This window comes from Streptomyces sp. NPDC006235, assembly GCF_040613735.1.
In the GTDB taxonomy this organism is placed as follows: Bacteria; Actinomycetota; Actinomycetes; order Streptomycetales; family Streptomycetaceae; genus Streptomyces.
In genome coordinates this window covers 16,966-38,285 of sequence record NZ_JBEXSR010000058.1, presented here as the reverse complement: position 1 = coordinate 38,285, position 21,320 = coordinate 16,966, and the positions used below count along the sequence as shown (strand labels likewise).

14 protein-coding genes and 1 pseudogene are annotated in these 21,320 nt (G+C 73.1%); 11 read left to right on the top strand and 4 right to left on the bottom strand.

The window, feature by feature from the left end; translation table 11 throughout:
* Both ABZ192_RS39465 and ABZ192_RS39460 read left to right on the top strand, forming a co-directional pair.
* Positions 1-105 (top strand): aldehyde dehydrogenase family protein (locus ABZ192_RS39465; protein ID WP_356929287.1); only part of this gene is annotated, 105 nt, incomplete at its 5' end.
* Between the two features lies 1 nt (position 106).
* On the top strand, positions 107-1,090 hold the full coding sequence (locus tag ABZ192_RS39460) for a D-2-hydroxyacid dehydrogenase (protein ID WP_356929286.1): 984 nt from the start codon (positions 107-109) through the stop codon (positions 1,088-1,090).
* Positions 1,091-1,168: 78 nt separating this feature from the next.
* On the opposite strand, the gene ABZ192_RS39455 is transcribed toward ABZ192_RS39460, so the two are convergent.
* Entirely contained in the window at positions 1,169-2,923 is a 1,755-nt protein-coding gene (locus ABZ192_RS39455) for an ABC transporter permease subunit (RefSeq protein ID WP_356929285.1), read from the bottom strand.
* A gap of 3 nt (positions 2,924-2,926) precedes the next feature.
* Positions 2,927-4,444 (bottom strand): ABC transporter substrate-binding protein, encoded by a 1,518-nt coding sequence (locus tag ABZ192_RS39450; RefSeq protein ID WP_356929284.1) that lies wholly within the window; start codon positions 4,442-4,444, stop codon positions 2,927-2,929.
* A gap of 204 nt (positions 4,445-4,648) precedes the next feature.
* Between ABZ192_RS39450 and ABZ192_RS39445 the strand changes: the two genes are divergently transcribed.
* From ABZ192_RS39445 to ABZ192_RS39430, 4 genes are all read left to right on the top strand, one after another.
* Positions 4,649-5,497 carry an oxygenase MpaB family protein gene (locus ABZ192_RS39445; protein ID WP_356929283.1) on the top strand — a complete coding sequence of 283 codons (849 nt, stop codon included), beginning with the start codon at positions 4,649-4,651 and terminating at the stop codon, positions 5,495-5,497.
* A gap of 65 nt (positions 5,498-5,562) precedes the next feature.
* Complete coding sequence (locus ABZ192_RS39440) at positions 5,563-7,791, top strand: serine/threonine-protein kinase (protein WP_356929282.1); 2,229 nt, start codon at positions 5,563-5,565, stop codon at positions 7,789-7,791.
* Between the two features lie 496 nt (positions 7,792-8,287).
* Positions 8,288-9,865 (top strand): NAD(P)/FAD-dependent oxidoreductase, encoded by a 1,578-nt coding sequence (locus ABZ192_RS39435; RefSeq protein WP_356929281.1) that lies wholly within the window; start codon positions 8,288-8,290, stop codon positions 9,863-9,865.
* Between the two features lie 94 nt (positions 9,866-9,959).
* Positions 9,960-10,151, top strand: coding sequence for a DUF2795 domain-containing protein (locus tag ABZ192_RS39430; protein ID WP_356929280.1), 192 nt, complete (start codon positions 9,960-9,962; stop codon positions 10,149-10,151).
* Positions 10,152-10,161: 10 nt separating this feature from the next.
* Here ABZ192_RS39430 and ABZ192_RS39425 read toward each other — a convergent pair whose 3' ends face one another.
* Positions 10,162-11,931 (bottom strand): serine hydrolase, encoded by a 1,770-nt coding sequence (locus ABZ192_RS39425; RefSeq protein ID WP_356929279.1) that lies wholly within the window; start codon positions 11,929-11,931, stop codon positions 10,162-10,164.
* A 126-nt stretch (positions 11,932-12,057) separates the two neighbouring features.
* Here ABZ192_RS39425 and ABZ192_RS39420 point away from each other — a divergent pair, with 126 nt between their 5' ends.
* The 3 genes from ABZ192_RS39420 (at position 12,058) to ABZ192_RS39410 (ending at position 16,113) form a co-directional block, all read left to right on the top strand.
* Positions 12,058-13,167 (top strand): nitronate monooxygenase family protein, encoded by a 1,110-nt coding sequence (locus ABZ192_RS39420; RefSeq protein ID WP_356929278.1) that lies wholly within the window; start codon positions 12,058-12,060, stop codon positions 13,165-13,167.
* Positions 13,164-14,717 (top strand): acyl-CoA synthetase, encoded by a 1,554-nt coding sequence (locus ABZ192_RS39415; RefSeq protein ID WP_356929277.1) that lies wholly within the window; start codon positions 13,164-13,166, stop codon positions 14,715-14,717. Before ABZ192_RS39420 ends, ABZ192_RS39415 begins: the two co-directional genes overlap by 4 nt.
* 112 nt (positions 14,718-14,829) lie before the next feature.
* Positions 14,830-16,113: a DUF418 domain-containing protein gene (locus tag ABZ192_RS39410; protein WP_356929276.1), complete on the top strand. Its 1,284-nt coding sequence runs from the start codon at positions 14,830-14,832 to the stop codon at positions 16,111-16,113.
* A gap of 53 nt (positions 16,114-16,166) precedes the next feature.
* On the opposite strand, the gene ABZ192_RS39405 is transcribed toward ABZ192_RS39410, so the two are convergent.
* Positions 16,167-18,599, bottom strand: coding sequence for a penicillin acylase family protein (locus tag ABZ192_RS39405; RefSeq protein ID WP_356929275.1), 2,433 nt, complete (start codon positions 18,597-18,599; stop codon positions 16,167-16,169).
* A gap of 159 nt (positions 18,600-18,758) precedes the next feature.
* Here ABZ192_RS39405 and ABZ192_RS39400 point away from each other — a divergent pair, with 159 nt between their 5' ends.
* Both ABZ192_RS39400 and ABZ192_RS39395 read left to right on the top strand, forming a co-directional pair.
* Positions 18,759-20,285, top strand: a complete 1,527-nt coding sequence (locus ABZ192_RS39400; RefSeq protein WP_356929274.1) for an acyl-CoA synthetase — start codon at positions 18,759-18,761, stop codon at positions 20,283-20,285.
* Positions 20,286-20,348: 63 nt separating this feature from the next.
* Positions 20,349-21,307: pseudogene (locus tag ABZ192_RS39395) on the top strand (alpha/beta hydrolase); the annotation flags it as partial.
* Positions 21,308-21,320: the final 13 nt, after the last annotated feature.

Genomic DNA, 21,320 nt, shown 5'->3' with positions numbered 1-21,320 from the left:
CCCTTCGGCGGCGTCAAGCAGTCCGGCCTCGGCCGCGAAGGCGGACGCGTCGGCATCAACGAGTTCCTCGAGTACAAGTACATCGCCGTTCCCGTCGGAGCATGACATGCCTGACCGACTCGTCGTGCTCTACCGGGGCAACCGGCCACCCGCCACCGGGCTCATCGAACGCCTCGCGGACACCGTCTACGCCACCGAGGAGGAACTGCCCTATCTCCTACCCGGCGCCGACGCCCTCCTGGCCTGGGTCACCATCACCCCGGCCATCCGCGAGGCCTGGCCCGACAACCCCGAGAAGGCACCCCGCTGGGTGCACGCGTCCTCCGCGGGCGTGGACTCGTTCCTCTTCCCCGCCCTGGTGGACGATCCGGGCGTCGTCCTCACCAATGCCCGCGGGGTGTACGACGAGCCGACCGCCGAGTACGTCCTCGGTCTGATCCTCGCCCTCGCCAAGGACTTCCCCGGCACCTGGGAGCACCAGCGGCGTCGCGAGTGGCGTCCGCGCCTGAGCGACGGCATCACCGGACGCACGGTGCTGGTCTGGGGGACGGGGCCGATCGGCCGGGCCATCGCCCGGCTGCTGGGCGCCGTCGGGATGCGGGTCTGCGGCGCCGGCCGCAAGGCCCGCACGGACGATCCCGACTTCGGCACGGTCCACGGCCCGACGACCGTGACTCCCGCCCTGGGGAAGGCGGATTACGTCGTCCTGGCCGCACCCCTCACCAAGGACACCCGGGGCATGGTCGACGCCTCCGTGCTGGCGGCCATGAAGCCGGGGGCGCGGCTGATCAACGTCGGCCGGGGCGGACTCGTCGACGAGGAGGCGCTCATCGACCACCTCGCCGCCGGCCGGCTCGCCGGCGCCGCCCTGGACGTCTTCGGCCGGGAGCCGCTGCCGGCCGAATCACCCCTGTGGGACCTGCCCGGCGTGATGATCTCCCCGCACACGGCGGGGGAGACCACCAGCGAGCGGGAGGCGCTCGTCGAGGTGTTCCTCGACAACCTCACCCGGCACATCGAGGGCCGCCCTCTGCGTAACGTCGTGGACAAGCGGCGGGGCTACGTGGTCGACGAGACGCGCCTCGTCTGAAGGCCCCGTCTGAAGGCTCCGTCTGAAAGGCGAGTAACAGGCGCCCCGGCCCGTGGACTCCACGGGCCGGGGCGCCTGTTACTCGCCTTTCTCGCGTCCCAGCGCGCTGCCCGTCACCGCCAGCACGGAGAGCACCACCAGCGCGGCGGCCGGGCCCAGCACCGTCCAGGGGGCCAGTTCGGCGTACGGCTGGTTCTCCGACAAGAGCCGGCCCCACTCCGGGGTGGGCGGCTGTTCGCCCAGGCCGAGGAAGCCGAGCGAGGCCAGGACCAGGACGGCGGTGGGCAGCCGGAGCAGGGCATTGCGCAGGAGGGCCGGCAGGACCGCGGGGAGCAGGTGGCGGCGCAGCAGGTGCAGCCGTCCCGCGCCGAGCGCGACGGAGGCGGCGATGTGACCGCTCGCGCGTTCCTGTTCGAGCAGGGCGGCGGTCTGGGCTGCGTACGGGCTCCAGCCGACTACGCAGACCGCGATCGCCGCGCCCCACACCGAGGGCCCGGTCACGCCCGCGATCAGCAGTCCGGTGAGGACCGCGGGCAGGGTCGAGGCGACCTCCGTCGGACCGGCGCTCGCCCGCGGTGCCATGCCCAGCAGGAGCCCGGTGACCGCGCTGACTGCCGTCACGGCGAAGGCGACACCGGCCGTGCGCAGCGCCCCGTGGCCCAGCCGGGCCAGCAGATCCCGGCCCAGCGCGTCCGTGCCCAGCGGGTGTTCGAGGGACGGGGCCACCAGCCGCGCCGCCGTGTCGACCTGCAACGGGTCGCGCAGCAGGCCCGCCGTGACGAGGGCGATCAGGGCCACCGCACACGCCGCGGTGATCCAGCGCAGGGAGCGCGACGGGACGAGCGGGGGCCGGTGCAGGGCCGGCAGGGCACCGTCGCGCAGGGGGCGGCCGAGGAGCGCGTGGCGCAGGGCCCGGATCAGGATGCCGGCGCTCACGCCGAGCAGGACCAGCGCCAGGGTCGCGGTCTGGAGCACCGGGAGGTCCTGCGCGACGGCGGCTTCCAGCGCGAGCCGGCCGAGCCCGGGGATGTTGAAGATCTTCTCCACCGCGACCGCACCGCCGACCAGGGCCACGACGGTCGGCAGCAACTGCGGCAGCATGCCGGGCAGGGTGCGGCGCAGCCCGTTGCGGGCGATGGTGCCGGGCGGGAGCCCGACGGCGTAGGCCGTGCGCGCCCACGGTTCGTGGAACGCGGCGGGCAGCGCCTGGTCGAGCAGCCCGCCGAGCATCGCGCCCGACGGGATGCCGAGGGCGAGCGACGGCAGCACCATCGACTGCGGCCCCTCCCAGCCGCTGGACGGGAACCACCCCCACCAGACCCCGCACACCGTGGCCAGCACCGAGGCGAGCAGGAACTTCGGCAGCGCGGCCAGCACGGCGGCCGTGGTGCCCGTCCGGTCCTGCCGCAGCCGGCGCCGGGAGCCGAGGAACACGGTGCGGGCACACACCAGCGCGGCGACCAGGGCGGTCACCACGAGCGCGCCCAGCATCAGCGTCAGGGAGACCGACAGGGCGGTCCCCACCTGCGGCATGACCGGTTCGCCGGAGACCCACGAGACGCCCGCGTCCCCGCGGGGCAGGCCGCCCAGCCAGTGTGCGAGATGCGCGAACGGCCCCTCGTCCAGCCCCAACTGCTCGCGTACGGTGGCAAGTTCCGCGGCCGTCGGGTTCTGGTCGGCGGAGCGGGCGCGCAGCACCGTGCGGGCCGGGTCGGCGCCGGTCAGCCACGGCAGCAGGGCCACCGCACCGAGCAGCACCGCTCCGGCGAGCACACGGCCGGCCGCCGCCGGCCAGAGGGACAGGCGGGCGACGGGGGCGTGGGCGACACTCATGCGTTACCCGACGTGCGTGTCGACGTCGACGAGCGAGCGCTCGCGCGGGTCGAGGATCACGCCTTCGACACCGGTGGCGATGCCCTGCACCGCCTGCTCGTGGACCAGCGGCACGACGGCGTCGGTGCGCAGGATCGCCGCCTCCGCCCGCATGATCTTCTCCTGGCGGCGCTGCGTGTCGCGCTCCGCGGCGGCGGCCCGGATGGCCTTGTCCACGGCGGCGTCCTTCAGCCCGGCGATGTTGTAGACGCCCTCGCTGGTGAAGTCGCTCGCGAGGTAGTCGACCGCGTCACCGGTGTCGAGGAGCGTCACCCGGGAGAAGACCAGGGCGTCGTACTTCCCGGCGAGCAGGTCGGCCTCCATCTGCGTGTACTCGCGCACGTCCTGCTTCACGGTGAAACCGGCCTTCTCCAGCTGCTGCTGGAGCACGGTCGCGGCCTCGGGGAGCTCGGCCCGGTTGGTGTACGTGGCCAGCCGCAGCGTCCTGCCCTTGGTCTCGGCCTTCACCTGCGCGGTGGTCGCCGCCTTGGCACGGCCGGTCACCTCCACGCGCTTGCCCGCGGCCCACGGCACGGCGGGCCCGAACAGGCCCTGCGCCGGGTCGGCGTAGCCGCCGAAGACGGAGCCGACGAGGGCGGAACCGTCGACGGCCTCGCGGGCGGCCGCGCGCAGGCCGGCGTCGGCGAAGAGACCGCTGCCGGTGTTGAGGACCAGGCTGTCGGTGCGTACGGAGGGCACCTCGTGCCGCGTGTCCTTGTCGAGCAGCTTCGCCTGGGCGGTGGGGATCCACTCGGCGATGTCGGCCTCGCCGCCGCGCAGTGCGTTGGCGCGGGCGGTGCCGTCCGCGATCCAGCTCACGTCGATGCCGGGGGCCTTCGCCTTGCCGCCCCAGTAGCCGTCGAAGCGGTCGAGCGTCGCCTTGGTCTTGCCGCTGAGCCGGGTGATCTCGAAGGGGCCGGTGCCGGTGCCGACCGGGCTGACCTTGCCGTCCTTCTCGTACGCCTTGGCCGAGAGGATCGCCAGGGCCGGGCTGGCCAGCCGCAGCGGCAGCACCGGGTCGGGTGACTTCGTGGTGAGGGTGACGGTGTCCGCGTCGTCGGCCTTGGCGGTGAGCGTCACGTCGCTCAGCACACGCGGCTTCGGCTTGGCCGCGCCCGCGTGGTCGAGCGCGTTGACGACGGACTGGGCGGTGAGTGCGGTGCCGTCCTGGAACTCGGCCTTGCGCAGCTCGAAGGTCCAGGTGGTGGCGTCGTCCTGCTTCCAGGACTTCGCCAGTGCGGGCTTGGCCGTGCCGTTCTTGTCGAGGGCGGTGAGGCCCTCGGCGACGGACAGCTTGCTCAGCACGGTGGCGTCGTTGCTGTAGGGAGACAGGGCTTGCACGGGAGGAACGGCCATGGCGATCCGCAGCCGTCCGCCCGGTCCCGCCCCGGCGCCGTCGTCGCTGTCGCCCGGTGCGAAGCAGCCGGCCAGCAAAGGAGTGAGGGTGAGTGCCGCTATGAGGCCGCGGGAGGTGGTGCGCATGTCAGTCCTGTCGTGCGGGGGCCGGGCATGCCGCAGCGGCCCGGAGGGGGCTTGATCGGCGGCGACAGCATATAAGGAGAGGCTTACCAAACCCCGTGCCGGGTGGGTGAAATCTCAACAACCGGACGGTTCGGGGGTGAAGACGGCGGTATCGACCGACTGTTCGATCTGTGCCATCGTGGGCGCCGGGCGGAGGTGAGTCGCATGACCGGCGCGGACCCCGGGCTGTTCGGTCCCGGTTCGGTGACCTGGCAGATGCACGGTGACCCCATGATGTGGATCGCCGGCATCCGGGCGCTCTACCTCCAGGCCCTGCACCCCCGCGCGGTACGCGGCGTCATGCAGAACTCCGACTTCCGGCGCGACGCCTGGGGCCGCCTGATACGCACCGCGAACTTCGTCGGCACGACGACCTACGGCACCACCGAGGCCGCCGAGCGGGCGGGCGCCCGCGTGCGGAAGATCCACAGCATGCTGACCGCGACCGACCCGGACACCGGCGAGCGCTACGGCGTCGACGAACCCGGTCTGCTCCTCTGGGTGCACTGCGCCGAGATCGACTCCTACCTGGACGTCCTGCGCAGGTCCGGATTCCGGCTCACCGACGCCGAGGCCGACCGCTACGTCGCCGAACACCGGGAGAGCGCACGCCTGGTGGGCCTCGACCCCGCCGCCGTGCCCGCCGACCGGGCCGAACTGGCGGCGTACTTCGAGAAGGTGCGCCCCGAACTGGCCGCCGGGCCCGAGGCGCGCGACGTGGACGACTTCCTGCTCCACCCACCGGCGCATCCCCTTCTCGTACCGTTGCGCGAGGTGTTGTGGCGGCGCGTGGCACAACTGGCGTACGCCTCCCTGCCTCCGTACGCCCACGAGTTGTACGGCAGACCGGCCCCCGCACCCGCCACCGCCACCCGGCAACTGCGCCTCACCGGCCTCCTGCTGCGCCGCGTTCCCGCACGTGTGCGGTGGCAACTCCCGCCCAAACACATCCTGCGCGCCATGGCGAGGCTCGGCCCGGACGCGCGCCCGGCACCGTACAAACTCGGACGATAGACCGCCATACTGGGTGGACCAGGGGAGGGGCGGGCGAACAGCTACCGGGGGGAGCGTCGCGCGACATGGGGGAGAGCAGGCTCATCCACGGCCGGTACCGGCTGCTCGACCGGATCGGGCGCGGCGGCATGGGCGAGGTGTGGCGGGCCCGGGACGAGTCCCTGGGCAGGCACGTCGCGGTCAAATGCCTCAAACCGCTGGGCCCGAACCACGACCACGCGTTCACCCGCGTGCTGCGGGAGCGGTTCCGCCGTGAGGCCCGGGTGGCCGCCGCGCTCCAGCACCGCGGCATCACCGTCGTGCACGACTTCGGCGAGTCCGACGGCGTCCTCTACCTCGTCATGGAGCTGCTGGACGGCCGCAACCTCAGCCAGCTCCTGGAGGACAACAAGCAGCACCCGCTGCCCGTCGCGGACGTCGTGGAGATCGCCGAACAGGTCGCCGCCGCCCTCGCCTACTGCCATGAGCAGGGCATCGTGCACCGCGATCTGAAACCCGCCAACATCGTGCGGATCGGCGACGGCACGGTGAAGATCTGCGACTTCGGCATCGCCCGCCTCGGCCACGACATCGGCTTCACCTCCCGGCTGACCGGCACCGGCATCGCCATGGGCACCCCGCACTACATGTCCCCGGAGCAGATCGGCGGGACCGAGGTCGACCAGCGCAGCGACCTGTACTCCTTCGGCTGCGTGCTGTACGAGATCGCCACCGGGGTACCGCCGTTCGACCTCGACGACGCCTGGGCGATCCTCCTCGGCCACCGCGACACCCCGCCCCGCCCGCCGCGCGAGCACCGCCCCGAACTGCCCGGGTACCTCGAGCGGGTCATCCTGGACCTGCTCGCCAAGGAACCCGGTGAACGCCCCGGCGACGCCCGCGAGCTGGCCCGCCGGATCAGCGCGCACCGGGCCGCGCCCGCCTACGTGCCGACCTTCGTGGCGGCCCGGCCCGCCCCGGACGAACCGGCCCGCGCGGGCCGGCTGCCGTCCTGGACCCGCGGCATGACCACGGGCCACAAGGCGGCCGGCACCGGGCTGCGCAGCACCCCACCCGACCCGGCGGCCGGACTGTCCGGCGAGTGGATCGCGCGGCCCGCCACCGGCCCCGTCGAGGAACCCGTCCCCGAGGAGCGGCCCGCCCCGCCCCCGGAGGTCCTGACCGCCCTGGCCGGCCGGCACAACGCGGGCCTCAGCCTCGGCCGGCTCGGCCGCTGGGCGGAGGCGGGGGAGGTGCACCGGGCGGTCGCCGCCGAACGCGAGCACCTGCTCGGCCCCGACCACCCCGACACCCTCGCCAGCCGCTACGAGGTCGCCTTCACCCTCAGCCGCACCGGCCGCGCCCCGGACGCCCTGCGCGAGTACAAGCACGTCACCGAGGCCAGGATCCGCACGCTCGGCGCCGACCACCCCGACACGCTCGCGGCCCGCCAGGAGATGGCCTACGTGCTCGGCCAGCTCGGCCGCCCCTTCGACGCGCACCGGGTGTACACGGCCGTACTCGCCGCCCGGGAGCGCACGATGGGGCCCGACCACCCGGACACCCTGCGCTGCCGGCACAACCTCGCCTTCAACCTCAGCCGTCTGGGCCGCCTGGAGGACTCCTACCGCCTGGCCCGCGAGGTGGCCGCCGCCCGCGCCCGGGTGCTCGGCCCCGACCACCCCGACACCCTCGTCACCCGCTACGAGGTCGCCTACGCGCTCGGCCAGCTGGGCCGGTGGGCCGAGGCCCTGGAGACGTACCGCGAGGTCGCGGAGGCCCGCGGCCGTGCGCTCGGCCCCGACCACCCCGACACGCTCGCCGCCCGGCACGAGATCGGCATCAGCCTGGGCCGCCTCGGCCGCAGCGTGGAGGCCCTGGACCACTACAGCGCCCTGACCGACGACCGCACCAGGGTCCAGGGCCCCACCCACCCCGAGACCCTGCGCGCCCGCCACGGCCGCTGCGTCAACCTCGGCCGGCTCGGCCGCTGGGAGGAGGCACTCGCCGAGTCCCGTGCCGTGAGCGCCGTCCGCGAGCGGGTCCTCGGCCCCGACCACCCGGACACCCTGGTCAGCCGCCGCGAGGTCGCCGTCGGCCTGGGCTGGCTGGGCCGCTGGTCCGACGCGCTCACCGAGTACCGCCGGGTGGCCGCGGCCCGCGAACGCGTCCTCGGCGCGGACCACCCCGACACCCTCGCCAGCCGCAACGACGAAGCGCACTGCCTCCAGCAACTGGGCCGCGGCGAGGAGGCCGTAGCCCTGTACCGCAGGGTGGCGGCCCTGCGGGGGCAGGGGGCGGCGGTTGGGCGGTGACGAGGAGTGGGGGGCTGCCCTGCCGGCCAGGCGGTGCGGGACCGCCGCCGTCGAGTTCATGCCCAGCCCGCCGCTCCGTCCCGCGTGGCGCGTGACCCCGCCTGGGCCCGTGGCCGAGTGATGGCCGTGGGCTGTGTCGGAGGCGGCGTTGCCGAGGCAGGGGCCGGCGGTTGGGCGGTGACGAGGCGTGAGAGTGGCGGTGGCGTGTGTGGGGGCCTGCCCTGTCGGCCAGGCGTGCGGGACCGTCGTCGCCGAGGCCTCGCCCAGCCCGCCGCTCCGTCCCACGTGGCGCGTGACCCCGCCTGGGCCGCGTGGCCGAGTGAAGGCCGTGGGCTGTGTCGGAGGCGGCGTTGCCGAGGCGGTGGGCCTCGGGCGGTGCGGCTCGTGCCGTGTGCCGGGCGGCCCCGCGCCGACCGCCTCCGTCGGCCCGCCGTCGGACGCGTGCACCCGCGCCGTCCGTCTGGCCGACCTGGATCACCCCGTGTTACGAAGAACCATGACCGCACCCCTGGGACCCCGCGCACACCGGACGTACGACGCCGTCATCGTCGGCGGCGGCCACAACGGCCTGGTCGCCGCCGCCTACCTGGCCCGGGCCGGCCGTTCCGTACTGGTGCTGGAGCGGCTGGACCACACCGGCGGCGCGGCGGTGTCCACCCGACCCTTCGCCGGGGTCGACGCCCGGCTGTCGCGCTACTCGTACCTGGTCAGCCTGCTGCCGAAGAAGATCGTGCGGGACCTCGGCCTGGACTTCCGGGTACGCACCCGGACCATCTCCTCGTACACGCCCGCCGAACGCGACGGCCGCCCCACCGGGCTCCTCGTCGGCGGGGGCGAGCGGCGGACCAGGGAGGCGTTCGCCCGGCTCACCGGCTCCGACCGCGAGTACCGGGCCTGGCAGGAGTTCTACGGCATGACGGGCCGCGTCGCCCAGCGGGTCTTCCCGACCCTCACCGAGCCGCTGCCCACCCGTGAGGAACTGCGCCGCCGCCTCGACGACGAGGAGGCCTGGCGGATCCTGTTCGAGGAGCCGATCGGGGTCGCCGTCGAGGAGCGCTTCACGGACGACCTGGTGCGCGGCGTGGTCCTCACCGACGCGCTCATCGGCACCTTCGCCGACGCCCACGACCCGTCGCTGAAGCAGAACCGCTGCTTCCTCTACCACGTGATCGGCGGCGGCACCGGCGACTGGGACGTGCCGGTGGGCGGCATGGGCGCCCTCACCGACGCCCTGGCGGACGCGGCACGCGCGGCGGGCGCCGTCCTCGCCACCGGACACGAGGCGCTGCGCATCGCCACGGACGGTCAGAAGGCCGAGGTCACCTACCGCACCGCCGACGGCGAGGGCACCGTCGCCGCACGGCACGTCCTGGTGAACGCCTCCCCGCAGGCCCTGGCGGAGCTCACCGGCGACACACCCCCACCTCCCGCCGAGGGCGCCCAGCTCAAGGTGAACATGCTGCTCACGCGGCTGCCGCGGCTGCGCGACAGCGCCGTCGACCCACGAGAGGCGTTCGCCGGAACCTTCCACATCGCCGAGGGCTACGAGCAGCTGGCCACCGCTCACGCCCAGGCCGCCGCCGGTGACCTCCCGGCCGCGCCGCCCTCCGAGATCTACTGCCACTCGCTCACCGACCCGACCATCCTCGGCCCGGAGCTGGCCGACCAGGGCTACCAGACACTCACCCTGTTCGGCCTGCACGCCCCGGCCCGCCTGTTCGGGCGGGACAACGACGCCGTACGCGAGGAACTGCTGAAGTCGACGCTCGCCCAGCTCGACGCCCACCTGGCCGAACCCCTCGCCGACTGCCTGGCCACCGACGCGGACGGACGGCCCTGCATCGAGGCCCGGACCCCGCTCGACCTGGAGCGGGACCTCGGGCTGCCCGGCGGCAACATCTTCCACCGCGAGCTGAGCTGGCCCCACGCCCAGGACGGCACCGGCCGCTGGGGCGTGGAGACCCGGCACGCGAACATGCTGCTGTGCGGGGCCGGCGCGGTGCGCGGGGGCGGAGTGAGCGGGGTGCCGGGGCACAACGCGGCCATGGCGGTGCTCGAAAGCGGAAGCGACTGAATCACTGCCATCCTGTGGGGCACTCCGACAGACGAAGGCATCCGTACCACCGATCGCCCCGCGCGGACGGTCGTACCAGCTACGGGAGGATCTCATGGCCGAGCTCAGCCCGACCGACCTTCAGAAGGCCCTCAAGGGCATGGACTACCCCACGGACAAGCAGCACCTGGTGGAGCGTGCCCGCAACAACCACGCGGACGAGAAGGTCGTCAGGACCCTCGACGGCCTGAAGGAGGACCGCTTCGACGGCCCCAACGAGGTGCAGAAGGCCGTCTTCAACCAGTGACCCGACCCGCTCAGTCGGCCGACGGCGTCCACCCCACCGCTTCCACGCGTGACGCGTCCTCCGGGCGCGCCTCGTCGAAGAGGACGCCGTCGGCCGCGTCCACGCGCAGCCCGTCCACGTAGGCCCCGCGGCCGACGTACAGCCGGTCCGTCGCGTACCGCCACCGCACGGTGAGCCGGCGTGTGGCGGGAAGGTCGGCGGTGAGCGCGTGCCAGACGCGGCCGGACCAGCCCGTGACCGAGCCGGACGGGTGCGGCCGGGGGGCCTCGCCCCGGCGGGACGTCGTGAAGGGCACCGGCTGCCAGGTCGTACCGCCGTCGGTCGTGGCCTCCAGGACCAGCACGTCGGACCTGGGCTCGGTGTCCCACCACAGCGCGCAGCGCAGCCGCGCCCGGCCGGACGACGTGTCGAGCGTGGGCAGGGTGAGGGTCGCGGTGGCGGAGACCGCCATGCCGGAGAACCAGGCCGTGCGTCCCCGCGCCGGCCGGACCGGCACGGCCCGTGCCAGGTGGTTCGCGGCGGCCACCCGCGGAGCCGACCCGGATCGCCAACTCCGCACGGGATGCACCGAGTTGCCCAGGACGACGAGGAAGGAGTCGGTCGTCGGGTCGAGCACCAGCGAGGTGCCCGTGAAGCCGGTGTGCCCCGCACTGCGCGGGGTCGCCATCGCGCCCATGTACCAGTGCTGGTAGAGCTCGAAGCCGAGGCCGTGCTCGTCCCCGGGGAACGCGGTGTTGAAGTCGGTGAACATCAGCTCCACCGACTCGGGCGTCAGGATCCGGGCCCGCCCGTACACGCCGCCGTTGAGCAGCGTACGGCCGAGGACCGCGAGGTCCCAGGCGTCGGAGAACACGCCCGCGTGGCCCGCGACCCCGCCGAGGCTGAAGGCGTTCTCGTCGTGCACCTCGCCCCACACCAGGCCCCGGTCCAGCCCGGACCACGGAGCCCGCGCGTCCTCCGTGGCCGCGATGTTCGGCCGCCAGGAGGCGGGCGGGTTGTAGCGGGTGCGGCGCAGGCCCAGTGGTGCGGTGATCTCGTCGCGCAGGAGGGCGTCCAGGGAGCGGCCCGTGATCCGCTCCAGCACGAGCTGGAGCGAGATGAGGTTCAGGTCCGAGTACAGATACGCCGTGCCCGGCGCGCTGACCGGTGCCTCGTCCCAGATGAGCCGGAGCTTCTCCTCGTACGTCGGCGCGCTGTACAGCGGGATCCAGGCGCGGAAACCCGAGGTGTGCGTGAGGAGCTGACGGATCGTGATGTCCTGCTTGCCGGCGCGCCCGAAGTCCGGCAGATACGAGGCGACCGTCGCCTCCAGTTCCAGCCCGCCCCGTTCCATCTGCTGCACGGCCAGGATCGACGTGAACAGCTTCGACACCGACGCCAGGTCGAAGACGGTGTCCTCGGCCATGGGAATCTGCTCGCCGGCCGGGAACTCGACGCCGGTGTCGGTCTTCTCGTCGTAGGCCCGGTAGCGCACCGCCATGCCGATGGGCCGGTGCAGGGCGACGGTGCCGCCCCGTCCGGCGAGCAGGACGGCGCCCGCGTACCAGGGGTGCTTGGGGGAGGGGGCGAGGAACGCCTCGGCGTCGGTGACGAGTTGGCGCAGATGGGAGGGGAGCAGCCCGGCGCGGGCGGCCGAGCCGTGCCGCAGGGTGGGACGCCCCGCGACCGGGGCGGCCTCGGCGGGTAAGGGGGCGAGGGCCAGGGCGCCACCCAGGACCAGGGCACGTCTGCGGGTCGGCCCGCTGTTCGTCGTCGCTCTGTCTGCCGTGCCTTCGGTCACCGCGCATCCTCCCGCCGAACCGCCCAGGACGTCCCCGGACAGTATGTCCCCGGGGACCGCCCACAAATCTGACGGGTCATCAGGAAACCTCTTCCATCCTCCGCAGGACTCCGGCATCCTGCGCCCATGCAGACGGAGCTGAGCCAGAAACTGGGAATCGAGCACGCCGTCTTCGGCTTCACGCCGTTCCCCGCCGTCGCCGCGGCCATCAGCCGGGCCGGCGGCTTCGGCGTGCTCGGCGCGGTCCGTTACACCGCCCCCGACGAGCTCAAACGCGACCTGGACTGGATCGAGGCGCACATCGACGGCCGCCCGTACGGCCTGGACGTCGTCATGCCGGCCAAGAAGGTCGAGGGCGTCACCGAGGCGGATGTCGAGGCGATGATCCCCGAGGGGCACCGGCAGTTCGTCCGGGACACCCTCGCCAAGCACAGCGTGCCCGAACTCGCCGAGGGCGAGGCGTCCGGCTGGCGTATCACCGGCTGGATGGAGCAGGTCGCCCGCAGCCAGCTCGACGTCGCCTTCGACTACCCGATCCGGCTCCTCGCCAACGCCCTCGGCTCCCCGCCCGCCGACGTCATCGCCCGCGCCCACGACCAGGACGTCCTCGTCGCCGCCCTCGCGGGCAGCGCCCGGCACGCCCGCAAGCACCAAGAGGCCGGGATCGACATCGTCGTCGCGCAGGGCTACGAGGCCGGCGGCCACACCGGCGAGATCGCCTCCATGGTGCTCACCCCCGAGGTCGTCGACGCCGTCGCCCCGTTGCCCGTGCTGGCCGCCGGCGGCATCGGCAGCGGACAGCAGGTGGCTGCCGCACTCACGCTCGGCGCTCAAGGCGTGTGGCTGGGCTCTATATGGCTGACCACCACAGAAGCGGACCTCCACTCGCCCGCCCTCACCCGCAAGCTGCTCGCGGCCGGCTCCGGCGACACCGTCCGCTCCCGCGCGCTGACCGGCAAGCCCGCACGCCAGCTGCGCACCGAGTGGACCGACGCCTGGGACGACCCGGACGGCCCGGGCACACTGCCCATGCCGTTGCAGGGCCTGCTGGTCGCCGAGGCCGTCTCGCGCATCCAGAAGTACGAGGTCGGCCCCCTGCTCGGCACCCCGGTCGGGCAGATCGTCGGCCGGATGAACAGCGAACGCAGTGTCCAGGCCGTCTTCGACGACCTCACCCGCGGCTTCGAACAGGCCGTGGACCGCATCAACCGCATCGCCGGAAGGAGCGGCCAGTGACCAGCAGCGTTCCCGCGGGCTTCTGGGCCCAGGCCACCGCCGACCCCGACCGAGCGGTCCTGGTCGCCCCCGACGGCGAGGAGTGGACCGCCGGCCGCCTGCACGCCGCCGCCAACAGGCTCGTCCACGGCCTGCGCGCGGCCGGGCTGGAACGCGGCGACACCTTCGCGGTCGTGCTGCCCAACGGCGTCGAGTTCCTCACCGCGTACCTCGCCGCCAGCCAGGCCGGGTTCTACCTCGTCCCCGTCAACCACCACCTGGTCGGACCGGAGATCGCCTGGATCGTCTCCGACTCCGGCGCCAAGGTCCTCCTCGCGCACGAACGCTACGCCGGTGCCGCACGCCACGCCGCCGACGAGGCGGGCCTCCCGGCCGGCCACCGGTACGCCGTCGGCCCGGTCGAGGGCTTCCGCCCCTACGCCGAACTCCTCGACGGACAACCCGAGTCGCCGCCCGCCGACCGCACCCTCGGCTGGGTCATGAACTACACCTCCGGCACCACCGGCCGCCCGCGCGGCATCCGTCGCCCGCTTCCCGGAAAGCCCCCGGAGCAGGCCTACCTCGGCGGCTTCCTCGGCATCTTCGGCATCCGGCCGTTCGACGACAACGTGCACCTGGTGTGCTCGCCGCTCTACCACACGGCCGTCCTGCAGTTCGCGGGCGCGTCCCTGCACATCGGCCACCGGCTGGTCCTGATGGACAAGTGGACACCCGAGGAGATGCTCCGCCTCATCGACGCCCACCGCTGCACCCACACCCATATGGTCCCCACCCAGTTCCACCGCCTGCTCGCCCTGCCCGACGAGGTGAAGGACCGCTACGACGTCTCCTCCATGCGGCACGCCATCCACGGCGCCGCCCCCTGCCCCGACCACGTGAAACGGGCCATGCTCGACTGGTGGGGCCCCTGTGTGGAGGAGTACTACGCGGCCAGTGAGGGCGGCGGCGCCTTCGCCACCGCCGAGGACTGGCTGAAGAAGCCCGGCACCGTCGGCAAGGCCTGGCCCATCAGCGAACTGGCGATCTTCGACGACGACGGCAACCGGCTGCCGCCCGGCGAACTCGGCACCGTCTACATGAAGATGAACACCGGCGGCTTCTCGTACCACAAGGACGAGGCCAAGACCCGCAAGAACCGCATCGGCGACTTCTTCACCGTCGGCGACCTCGGGCACCTCGACGAGGACGGCTACCTCTTCCTGCGCGACCGCAAGATCGACCTGATCATCTCCGGCGGCGTCAACATCTACCCGGCCGAGATCGAGTCGGCCCTGCTCGCCCACCCCGCCGTCGCGGACGCCGCCGTCTTCGGCATCCCGCACGACGACTGGGGCGAGGAGGTCAAGGCCGTGGTCGAACCCGCCCCCGGGCATCGGCCGGGGCCCGCCCTCGCGGCCGACCTCCTCGACCACTGCGCGCACCTGCTCGCCGGCTACAAGCGGCCCAGGAGCGTCGACTTCATCACCGAGATGCCCCGCGACCCCAACGGCAAGCTGTACAAACGACGCCTGCGGGAGCCGTACTGGGAGGGCCGGACCCGGCCGGTGTGACACGGCGGTGCGGCTTTGGTCGCACCGGCGGGCCCGGGCGTCATCCTTTGGTCGGCGCCCGCTCGCCCTCCGGCCGATGTCCGGCCGGGCCCCGCCTTCCTAGCGTGAAGCCATGACGATGCGTGAAGCCATGACGATCGCGACCGAAGAGGGACCGCTGCGGCGCGGGGGCGTACGGCCGGGAGAACGGGCCCTCGCCCCCGATCTCGCCCGGGGGATCATGCTGCTGTGCATCGTGCTGTCCAACACCGCCTTCCATCTGTGGGCGGCCCGGCGCGGCCCCTCCGGATGGCAGCCCGTGGACGGCTCATGGCTGGACCACGCCGTGCAGTTCACCATGATCATGGCGCTCGACCTGCGGATCTACCCGCTCTTCGCCTTCCTCTTCGGCTACGGCATGATGCAGCTCTACCTCCGGCAGACCGCCGCCGGCACCGACGGGCGGGAAGCCGCCAAGATCCTGCGCAGACGCAGCCTCTGGCTGATCGTCATCGGCCTCGCCCACGCCACCCTGCTGATGGCCGGGGACATCCTCGGCTTCTACGGTGTCCTGAGCCTCGTCCTGGGCCTGGCCTTCCTGCGGCGCGGCGACCGAGCCCTGACCTGGTGGATCTGGATCGGAGTCGCCCTGATGGTCCTCGTCACGGCGGGGCCGGTCATCGCCGCGCTGCTCCAGGGCGAGCTGGGCACGCTGGGCGACGCCGACGCCGAGGCCGGCTTCAAGGCGTTTGCATCGGACGAGGAGAACTGGCTCACCGCGGCGGGCACCCGGCTCGAGACCGGCCTGTTCATCACCTTGGCCGCCGCCCTGCTGACCCTCGTCGGGGGCGGGTACATCGTCTTCCTGCTCGGCTTCTGGGCCGCGCGCCGCCGCGTCCTGGAGGAACCGGGCCGCCACCGCAAGCTGCTGCGACGGACGGCGGTCATCGGCATCGCGGTCGGCTGGCTCGGCGCACTGCCCGCCGCCCTCGCCCACCTCGGCGTCCTGGACGTGCCGGACGACATGCAGAGCGAATCCGGGGCGCTCACGGCCCTCCGCGACATCACCGGCAACGCCGGAGGCCTCGGCTATGTCGCGGCCGTCGCCCTCTTCGCACACTGGTGGACCACCCGCGGGCCCCGCCGCGGCGCGATGGCGGTGACGGCGGTGGCCTCCGTCGGCAAACGGTCCCTGTCCTGCTACCTCGCCCACTCGCTGCTCTTCGCCCCGGTGCTGGCCGCCTGGGGACTCGGCCTGGGCGCACACCTGGGCAGCACGACCATGGCACTCTTCGCATGCGGCGTCTGGCTGGTCACCGTGGCCGGGGCGTACGCCCTGGAAAGGGCAGGCCGGCGCGGCCCTGCCGAAGCGGTCCTGCGCCGGCTGATGTACGGGCGCCGGGCCGACCGGGGGTGACGAGACGAACGGGGGTGCCGCCCCACCGGAAGCGGCACCCCCACCGACCGTGGTCAGCGGCGCTCGTGCACCCGGACGACCTTCAGCTTCGGCGAGGACAGGATGTCCTTCTCGCAGAAGCGCGACGTCACCCACTTCTCGTCGGAGAACAGCCGCGTCTGGTCCGCGTGGTGCGGCGACTCGGGGTTCGACGACTGGGAGTACGTCAGCAGGGTGCGGGCCACCGGGCAGCGGCTGTTGTCCCAGCCCACCGCCTGGAGGTGACTGCTGCCGAACGGCACCTCCGTGTAGCCGCCCTGGGCCGCGTTCCACTGCGGTTCGAGCACGTTCCACACGCCGAGCCGCCCCGAGCCGCCGGGCACCGGAAGGCGCTCACCGCCCCGGACGACGAACTGGTGCACCCCGAGCGGCGCGTCGAGCGCGATACCCGCCGCGCGCAGTTCCACCACCGCGTCGGCGAGGGCGACGCCGAAACCGGGCGCGTCCGTGTTCAGCGTGTTCGGCGTACGCACCGGGTCCGCCGCCGAGAACGGCACCTTCCACAACTCGGCCGTCGGCACCGTCTGTTCCAGCTTCCGCCAGAACCGGTCGAACAACAGCGCTCCCCGGCTGCCGGTGTCCATGGTGCGGTCCCACGCCGTCAGCACCCCACAGGCCTCCGACACGTCGACCGCCTTGCCGTCGCTGCCCGTCGCCGTGCCGCCGGGCAGCGCGGCGCACGCCCGTGCCACGTCCGCCGCGGTGAGATCACCGGCGGGCACCCGGTTGGCGAACTGCTGCCGTTGCAGGTCGCGTACCGTCAGCCGGCCCCGCTCCGCCATCGCCGCCACGTCCTCGATCCCGCCGCGCGTGCGCAGGCCGAGCTCTGTCCTCACCGTGCCGAAGACCCGCTCGTATCCGGTGATCGGCCGGTCGGCGTTGGTCATCCACGCGGTGCCGTTGGAGTTCTCCACGTACGGAGCGTCCTTGAGCGTCGGCATCCGCGCCGGCCCGAAGATGCCCGGCGCCACCGCGTCGGGATCGCTGCCGAGGGCGCAGTCGCCGCGCGAGCCGTCGAGGATCGCGATGCCGGACGCCGGGTACGTGGTCCTGCCCAGCGCCGTCGAGCAGCGCTCCGCCAACTCGTCGGTGATGCGCGGAAGTACCTGGGACTGGGTGAAGAGGGAATGCCCCGCGCGGTCGGCGGCGATCGTGTTCACCCAGGGGATGCCCTGGTGCCGGGCGAGGGAGGCGAGAACGTCGTTTGTGCTGCGCGCCTTGCTGAAGCCGAGCGAGGTGTCGGCGAAGCGGAGGTTCGCGGCGTTCGGGTCGTGCAGGGCGTAGGCCGTCGTAGCGGTCCACGGCAGGGGGACCTGTGAGTTCAGAGAGGTGACGACAGGGCCGTAGCGGGTCCACCACTGGGTGCGGGTCACCGGCGCGCCGTCCTTCACCGCGACCGTCACGGTCCGCTTCTTCATGCGCTCCGGCTCGCCGTCCACGAGGTACGTCGTGGGGTCGGCCGGATCGAGCGTCAGCTGGTGGAGGTTGGCCGGCACACCGGTCGAGACGGTGTGACTCCACGCCACATGTGCGTTGAACCCGATGGAGATCGCCGGGGTGCCGAGCAGGGAGCCACCGGACACGTTCAGCTCGCCGGGGATCGTCTGCTGCGACTGCCAGAACCGGCGCCCGCCCTGCCACGGATAGTGCGGGTTGCCCAGCAGCAGACCGCTGCCGTTCGCCGTGCTGTCGCCGCGGAAGGCGACCGCGTTGGAGCCCATGCCGGGGTCGCCCCACAGCTCGTCGGCCGCCTTCGCCACGGCCTTCGCGTCAGGCGTGCGGGCGGCGGGCGGGGAGGACCGGGCACCGGAGGCGGCTGCGGTCGGCGGCTGCACGGCCGTGATCGTGTCCACGAAGCGTCCCTCGCCGGAGATCGAGGCGATGGCGAGGCCACGGGCCGCCACGTCCAGCTCGGTGACCGGACGGATCCAGGAGGCGCCCGCGCAGGCGGGATCCGCGATCTTCTTCTGCTTCAGCCAGGCGTTGTAACCGGCCGCCCAGCCGCGCATCATGTCCCGGACCTGACGGCTCGGGCCCACGGGCGCGGGCGCGGCGAGCAGCTTCTCCACGGTGCGGGTCTCACGGACCCCGCGGAAGTACAGGTCACTGGCGAGATTCGTCCTGGCCCCGGAGAGGGCGCCGCCGGCGGCCGCGGCGGCGCCGAAGTACCGGGAGCGCTCGCCCCGCAGGGTCACGAACCCGTCGGCGAGCGTGCAGACCTCGTCGGACGCCTGCGCCCAGCCGGTACCGAAGCCCAGGCCGGCGTAGTCCTTCGCCCGGATGTGCGGAATGCCGTACTCGGTGTACCGGATGACGGCGGACAGGCCGTCGCGGGACGGGTGCTGCTCGGCCCGCCCCGGGCCGGGGGCGGCGGCCGCGGGTAACGCGGACGCGGCCGTGAACAGGGCCGTGGCCCCGAGAACGAGTCGTCTCAGGCGGCTGCGCATCGTGCCCTCCAACATCAGTGAAGGAAAGGAGACTTGAGTGAGGGTACGGACGTGCCGCGTGCGCACATCCGTACCATGACCTCGGACGCCTCCCGCGGCGGCAGGGTTGAGCCGGTCGGTCCTTGACCTCGCCCGGCGGTGAACCGAGGATCAGATGTCATGACGACGCCCGGACACGGCAGCACGGTCGACGGAGTCCTGCGACGCAGCGCCCGGCGCACCCCCGCGCGCGTCGCGGTGGAGTACGGCGACCGCACCTGGACGTACGACGAACTGGACACCGCCGTCTCCCGCGCGGCGAGCGTCCTCCTCGGCCAGGGGCTGTCCCCGGGCGACCGGGTGGGCGCCTACGGCCACAACTCCGACGCCTACCTGATCGCGTTCCTGGCCTGCGCCCGCGCCGACCTGGTGCACGTCCCCGTGAACCAGAACCTGACCGGCGACGACCTCGCCTACATCGTCGGCCAGTCCGGCAGCTCCCTGGTCCTCACCGACCCGGACCTCGCCGGACGACTCCCCGACGGCGTACGGTCGTTGCCCCTGCGCGACGCCGACGACTCCCTCCTCACCCGGCTGCCCGAGGCGCCTCCGTACGACGGCCCGGAGCCGCGCACCGAGGACCTCGTGCAGTTGCTGTACACGTCCGGGACGACCGCCCTGCCCAAGGGCGCGATGATGACGCACCGGGCCCTGGTGCACGAGTACCTGAGCGCGATCACGGCCCTCGACCTCAGTGCGGGCGACCGTCCCGCGCACGCGCTGCCGCTCTACCACTCGGCGCAGATGCACGTCTTCCTGCTGCCCTACCTCGCGGTCGGCGCGACGAACATCATCCTCGACGCCCCCGACGGCGACCGGCTCTTCGACCTGGTCGATGCGGGCCGCGTGGACAGCCTGTTCGCCCCGCCGACCGTCTGGATCGCCCTGTCCAACCGCCCCGACTTCGCCACTCGCGACCTGAGCGGCCTGCGCAAGGCGTACTACGGGGCGTCGATCATGCCGGTCCCCGTCCTGGAACGGCTGAAGGAACGCCTGCCCGGCCTGGCGTTCTACAACTGCTTCGGGCAGAGCGAGATCGGCCCCCTGGCCACCGTCCTGGCCCCCGACGAACACAAGGGGCGCATGGACTCCTGCGGCCGTCCGGTGCTGTTCGTCGACGCGCGGGTCGTCGACGAGGACGGCAAGGACGTACCGGACGGCACCCCCGGCGAGATCGTCTACCGCTCTCCGCAACTGTGCGAGGGCTACTGGGACAAGCCCGAGGAGACCGCCGAGGCCTTCCGCGACGGCTGGTTCCGCTCCGGCGACCTCGCCGTACGGGACGCGCACGGCTACTACACGATCGTCGACCGGGTGAAGGACGTCATCAACTCCGGTGGCGTACTGGTCGCTTCACGCCAGGTCGAGGACGCCCTCTACACCCATCCCCAGGTCGCCGAGGCCGCGGTCGTGGGCCTGCCCGACGAACGCTGGATCGAGGCCGTCACAGCCGTCGTCGTCCCCCGTGGCGAGGTCACCGAGGCCGAACTCATCGCCCACACCCGCGAGAAGCTCACCCCCTTCAAGGCCCCGAAGCGGGTGGTGTTCGCGGAGGGCCTCCCGCGCAACGCCAGCGGGAAGATCCTCAAGCGGGAGCTCAGGAAGAGCCTCGGGGGAGAGGCGGGAGTCGCGGCCTCGGACGGGTGACGCCGCGCAGCCCGTCGGCGAACCCGTTGTGCCGAAGACCGCGAGGGCGTGAGGATCGACGCCATGCCGATCTTCACTGCCCCGGACGGGACCCGGCTCGCCTGTCACGGACGCGGTACGGGCGAGCCGCTGGTCGTGCTGCCCGGCGGGCCCATGCGCGCGTCCGCGTACCTCGGGAACCTGGGCGGACTCGACGCCCACCGGCGGCTGGTCTTCCTCGACCTGCGCGGCACCGGACGGTCCGCGGTGCCCGACGATCCGGCGACGTACCGCTGCGACCGGCTCGTGGACAACGTCGAGGCGCTGCGCCGCCACCTGGGCCTGGAGCGGACGGACGTGCTCGCACACTCGGCGGGCGGCGGTCTCGCCCTGCTGTACGCGGCCCGGTATCCGGAGCGGCTGGCGCTCATCACCGCCACGCCGTGGGCGCTGGGCCCTGTCGTCACATTCCCGTCGTCCGCCCGAAGGGCGGGCCCCGCGGCGTCAGGTGCGGCGAGAGGGCGTGCATGGCGTCGCGGGGCAGGTGGGAATGTGACGACAGGGCCCAGGCCTGCCGGCGACGGCCGAGGACCGGCTGGCGGCGGCCCGGCTGCGCGCGCAGGAACCCTGGTTCGCCGACGCGTTCCCGGCGTTCGAGGCCTGGCTGTCCGGTACCGGTGACTTCGACCCCGTGTTCCTGCCGTTCTTCTACGGCCGGTGGGACGACACGGCCCGCGCCCGCGCCGAGACCAACGACGACGCGGCGGACCGCTACGGGGCGGACGGCGCCTACGACCCCGGACGCGACGCGGGCCGCGCTCGCTCGCCTCACCGGCCGCGTGCTCGTCCTCGCAGGTGAGGCAGACGGGGGCCCGCGACCCGGCCTGGCCCGGCGTGCCGCCGAGGTGTTCCCGGCGGCCGAGTTCGCGGTGCAGCCGGGGGCGGGACACTGTCCATGGCTGGACGACCCGGAGTGGTTCGTGCGACGCGTCGCACGCTTCCTCCAAGGGAGGAAAGCCGAGGGGGAGTTCGAACGCGACTGAGATCCTCTGCTGT

Excerpts from the sequence above, each read along its gene's own strand:
- ABZ192_RS39450 (WP_356929284.1), bottom strand. The coding sequence starts at position 4,444 with ATGCGCACCACCTCCCGCGGCCTCATAGCGGCACTCACCCTCACTCCT.
- ABZ192_RS39405 (WP_356929275.1), bottom strand. The coding sequence starts at position 18,599 with ATGCGCAGCCGCCTGAGACGACTCGTTCTCGGGGCCACGGCCCTGTTC.
- ABZ192_RS39455 (WP_356929285.1), bottom strand. The coding sequence starts at position 2,923 with ATGAGTGTCGCCCACGCCCCCGTCGCCCGCCTGTCCCTCTGGCCGGCG.
- ABZ192_RS39430 (WP_356929280.1), top strand. The coding sequence starts at position 9,960 with ATGGCCGAGCTCAGCCCGACCGACCTTCAGAAGGCCCTCAAGGGCATG.
- ABZ192_RS39420 (WP_356929278.1), top strand. The coding sequence starts at position 12,058 with ATGCAGACGGAGCTGAGCCAGAAACTGGGAATCGAGCACGCCGTCTTC.
- ABZ192_RS39435 (WP_356929281.1), top strand. The coding sequence starts at position 8,288 with ATGACCGCACCCCTGGGACCCCGCGCACACCGGACGTACGACGCCGTC.
- ABZ192_RS39440 (WP_356929282.1), top strand. The coding sequence starts at position 5,563 with ATGGGGGAGAGCAGGCTCATCCACGGCCGGTACCGGCTGCTCGACCGG.
- ABZ192_RS39400 (WP_356929274.1), top strand. The coding sequence starts at position 18,759 with ATGACGACGCCCGGACACGGCAGCACGGTCGACGGAGTCCTGCGACGC.
- ABZ192_RS39410 (WP_356929276.1), top strand. The coding sequence starts at position 14,830 with ATGACGATGCGTGAAGCCATGACGATCGCGACCGAAGAGGGACCGCTG.
- ABZ192_RS39460 (WP_356929286.1), top strand. The coding sequence starts at position 107 with ATGCCTGACCGACTCGTCGTGCTCTACCGGGGCAACCGGCCACCCGCC.
- ABZ192_RS39445 (WP_356929283.1), top strand. The coding sequence starts at position 4,649 with ATGACCGGCGCGGACCCCGGGCTGTTCGGTCCCGGTTCGGTGACCTGG.